The sequence below is a fragment of the Thalassotalea sp. G20_0 genome (assembly GCF_017744175.1).
Classification (GTDB): Bacteria; Pseudomonadota; Gammaproteobacteria; order Pseudomonadales; family Endozoicomonadaceae; genus Endozoicomonas.
Genome location: NZ_JAGHQV010000105.1, coordinates 1 through 4,886 on the forward strand (window position 1 = coordinate 1; position 4,886 = coordinate 4,886).

Genomic DNA, 4,886 nt, shown 5'->3' on the forward strand with positions numbered 1-4,886 from the left:
GCATCTCTGACAGCACAACGGCGTCTCCAACCTCAACAATTATTTCAACCGCTGCACAGGCCAGGCAATCAAGTCAGGCGGCAACAACAATCCACGACACCACCGCTCAGACAGTCACTTCTGGTTCAACGGATAGCTCAGCTGCTTCTTCATCAATGACGCCTGCAACAACAGGCACGACAGCCGAACAGACCACAACGCGACAATCAATTACTCAGGCAACTACTCAGGAAAAAGCACGACCAACATCTGATACCACCAGTCAAAAGATGACTTCTGCCATTTCGGGCAGCACAACTACAGCTTCACCGCTGACAGAAACTTCCACGGCCACAGGAACAACTCCATTAACAAAATCACCAACAGCTGTTACAACCCAGGCGACAATTGATAAAGCAGCAATACTTCAATCGACAACCGGGCAAGCAGCATTATCATCTGCAACCACCGCAACAGAAGGTGACCCTGGCATCTCTGACAGCACAACGGCGTCTCTAACCTCAACAACCATCTCAACCGCTGCACAGGCCAGACAATCAAAACAAACAACAACCCCCGACATGGCCAAGCAGACAGTTATTACTGGTTCCAGAGATAGCTCAGCTGCTTCTTCCTCATCAATGACGCCTGTATCAACAGGCACGGCAGTCGAAAAGACAACCACCACCACCACCACCACCACCACCACCACCACAACAACACCTGACAGCACATCGCAAGAGAAGACTGCCAGTATTTCCAATCGTACAAACCCGACCGGAAACACAACGGCCACGGCAACAACAAATGCTACGTCTTTGCCAAAGACGGAATCTGATAACAACCAACGACTGCGGCAATTCATCAAATCATTCACAGACAAATGCAAAACGACCCATTCACGATTCAATAAAAACATGGCCAAAACCTATGTCGATACACGCAACAAGGCCCGCCGGGCACCAGCAACCGAGGGGCAACCATTAGACTGTTTGGAAAAAGGGATTCTTCTGGGGGATTCATTGCGCCAACTGAATCAACAATTCAGCAACAAGTTCCTGAATATTTATAAAAATGCTCACCAGTTTATGAAGCATCTGACCCCGGCTGCAATCAGTGAAAAAAATCACCGTACTGCCCAGTCCATCATCAGCGCCAAGGTCATTTCCGAGTTCCAGACAATGTATGCCACGTTCAGCAATATACGCCTGCAGATGCTGTCAGACCTGGGCTATAGCAACCAACAACCTCTGGACCGTGCCGCCATCATACGACTTTCGTCTGGTGTTTATACCCCTCCTGCAACGGCCTCCGTGAACACAGATCATCTGCTCAAAGCCATAGAGCAGCAACCACAGTCAGCCAATCCTGACGGCTTTGATCGTTTTTTGAACGACCTGAGCCAAATTCTGCATGGAAAAACTGGCCAGAAACAGCAGACGACGCCGGAAACCGGGAACTCCCGACCACAGGAAAAACCTGAGCCAGCGGAAAAAGCGAAAAAACTGAACAGTGATATCATTGACCGGCAACACAGGCCCCGCAACCAACAGTTATTAACCCGTATCTTGCAACAGGAGCAAGCCCTGTTTCTTGAGAATATCCAGCAACCCGACATAAATCCTGTCAGGAAACTGAAGACCGCCCCAACTCCCCCATCCCATGGCATGACCAGTGTCCAGCCTGACCCGGGCAAAACCAGCACACCATTGGCCATAGCCAGTACACCCAGCAACAATGGCCAACCCGCCACAAGTGCCATAACACCGACGAACTATTCACTCACCGACAACCTGACGCTGGCTAACATGCTGGCAGCAAAAATCAGCGATCGTCCCATACACCTGAACCACACCATGGCACCAGGAACCCCAGGAAAGAACGCCTCCCCGCTTCACCAGACACCGGGTATGCAGCTGCTGACTAACAGCCTGGCTCTGGCCAGACAACTGCGGACAGAACTCACGGCCCTGGCCAACGATCTGGCCACCCCGGATAAAAATGTCAGTACACAGTGGGACCAGGACGATCTGATTAACCTGGCCATTATCCAGACCCTGCCTGAAGCATCCGCTGGCAAGGCAACGGAAAACTTTCTATCAAGCGTTCTCACCTCAACGACAGTGGGCATACAACACCAGAAACCTGACAATATATTCCGGGCTGACGGCTCCCTGCGCGGCACTAGCCAGGCACCCGGTACGTCACTTTTTCGTGATCCGTCAACAGGCAAGACCGTAGATCATGGCATAACCAGACATCTGGCGAGAATCATGTTACAGGCCATGGCCAGAAGCCGATTGGCTGAGCAGACAGTGAACGAGAATATACCAAAACATCTGTCCGACAAGATTATTGGCCAGGCAGCACAACTGCAAAATCGCCAACTTAAGAGTGTAATCATTCGACTGAGCCAATTGCTCGGGCTGGAGCAGGGTTCATCGGCCAACACCATGGGCTCACTGACCAAACTTCTTGAACAACGATTGCCGTCCAGCCAGAAAATTGACATCACACCACCAACGGACCTGCCACTGGTCAAGGGCCTGGTCTCCGGTCATTACCGTGAAACCCGGTCCTGCTTTATGAATCTGGCACCGGACAGGCAATTGGATCTGCTGAAATCGCTGGCCAGTCAACCCGACTATCTGGGCCTTGACCATTTTTCTGCCCCCCTGGCCCGGTTGGAGGCCGATGTTGCCGTCGCTACACAAACACCATCGCCTATCCCGGCAGGCTCGGATCAACCGTCGGACAGGCAGCCCCCCGATTGGCAAACCTTCCAACTTGATCAGAGAGCCTGGCAACTGTTTACCCATCTGTATAACGCCCGGTTTGAGGCACCGGCAGAAGCCATCAACCGGATAAAAACAGCAGCACTGATCCAGCGCCAGGGCATTGAGCATCCGGATGAGGCCCAGCGTCTCAATCAGCTGGTGATAACGCTATTGCCATTGCGCACCAGTGCCAGTGACCGGGCCCAACTGATCAACACCAGGGGCAAAGCACTGCCAGGGCCAGTGAAACTGCACCAGTTCAACCGGCAACGCATCGGGGAAATTCTCAGCAGCTACGCAACCATCAAGTCACTGGTCAGCAGACAATTCCCGCAGGTATTTGGCGATCGGGTCAGTGATGCCCGATTAAAGGATGAACTGGTCTCCCAGATAGCAAGGGCGAGTTTGCAGGAGCTTAAGGGCAAAACGACAACCGGTCAGTGGCAACAGGCAGTTATGCGGCAAATGATCAGTGAGTTTGCTGATTTCCGTAGCGACCAGGCTGAAGCCAGCTGAAAAAACAGTTAGGCTCTTTTCGTATTGCAGACTGCTGATTTCATAAATCAGGCTGGAATCCTCCTGTGGCAGGGCTTGGCAATATTTAGCCAGCAGTTTCCTGAAGGCATTGTATCTCAAGACCTTTGGCCAATTTTCATTGCAGAGCAGTCTGTAACCCGAAAAGAGCCAAAAAAGAAATTGGCTAATGGATAAACGACGATGTGATTTTTTATACCCTAAAATAAAAAAAACTCGGAAATTTTACGTCACTAAATAAGGTAGACGGATTAAAACGCTACTTTCTTCGCTAATTTTAATTAGTTTTACCACCATTCAAGTATAAAGATAACACGGCACTTTTAACGTAGGCATCGCGTCCACTAAAAAAAAATATAACCCGGGAACTTTTACGGCACTGCATAAACGAACAAGGGAGTGCGCCGTCATTTTTTGTGCACTTTCTAATGTACTGTTATGCACTACTACATCATTTTAATGAGATTGACGTGTACCAACTCCGTTCATCCTGAGCGGAGTCGAAGGGTGTTGGCACGATCTATCATGGCCCGGAGTTTGTGCCCTTTGATGCTTCGACAAGCTCAGCACTCAGGACGAGCGGAGTGCAGAAGCTTATGATAACGACAACCCGTCAAACTCATTGAAACTATGTACTACAACATGAGGAGTCCTGTTTATGATTCAGCAACCCATTCATCAATCAATTCATCAATCAATTCAGCAACCAATTTGCGACAGCGCTTCCCAATGTTCAGGGAATGTCACCGAACATTCCTGGCTCGGCCATAGCATTGCTGTTTCTAAAGCATTTGTGAAATCATTGATTCCAACAGAAGACCCTCACCTCAGTTTCAATTCCCGCAAAGCAGTGGAAGATCTTTTGCGACTGGCCACAACAACTATCGTGCCGTCGAGTTCCATCCTTTTCATGGCGAAAGATATGGCCAATGCCTGGTCCGGGAGCGGTTTGCCCGGGCCGGATGCAAAACCGGAATTACCACAGACATCAAAAGAAACCCGGGAAGAGGCTCAGGAAAAAGAAACCGGCTCGAAAGACGTATCCCTTCAACAGTCATCCACGGCCCGCTATCAAGGGAGTCAGGGAACCAAAGGACTACTTGCCCTTGGCGCGCTGGCCAGCTCTTTTCAGTATGCGAATTCGAAACAGATTAAAAATGCAGAAGACCTAGGCAAGATTGGTCGAGATCCCGAATTTCCACCAAACGGCAAATATCAACAGACAGCGGATATTGTTGTCAATAAAGACCATAAACCCATTGGCACATTCACCGGCGATTTCGATGGGCAGTGCAATACCATCAGCGGCCTGTCTGCCTGTTTTGTTGACACTCTGGAAGGCAGCATCAGGAACCTTCACTTTACTGGTGCCAATATAACTTCCCAGAAGACGACCGGGTTAGCAGCCTGTGTTGTTGATGATACTGGCACAGTCAGTAATATCTGGGCGAAAGATGTTCATATTCTCACCAATGGTCATAAAAGTTACGCTGGCATCGGGGGGGGGGAGGTTAAAGGAACGGTTGGCAACACCACGGCGGTGAACAGCCATGTCAAAACCACGGGTCAAGAGGCAAACGCCGGCATCGGGGGGGG

Annotated in this window: 2 protein-coding genes; both read left to right on the plus strand. The window is 50.3% G+C overall.

Features of this window, described 5'->3' with window-relative positions; translation table 11 throughout:
• A partial coding sequence (locus J7438_RS24520; RefSeq protein ID WP_209278675.1) for a hypothetical protein occupies window positions 1–3,272 on the plus strand: 3,272 nt, incomplete at its 5' end.
• Between the two features lie 676 nt (window positions 3,273–3,948).
• Window positions 3,949–4,886: M26 family metallopeptidase (locus J7438_RS24525; protein ID WP_209278676.1), on the plus strand; the 938-nt coding region annotated here is incomplete at its 3' end.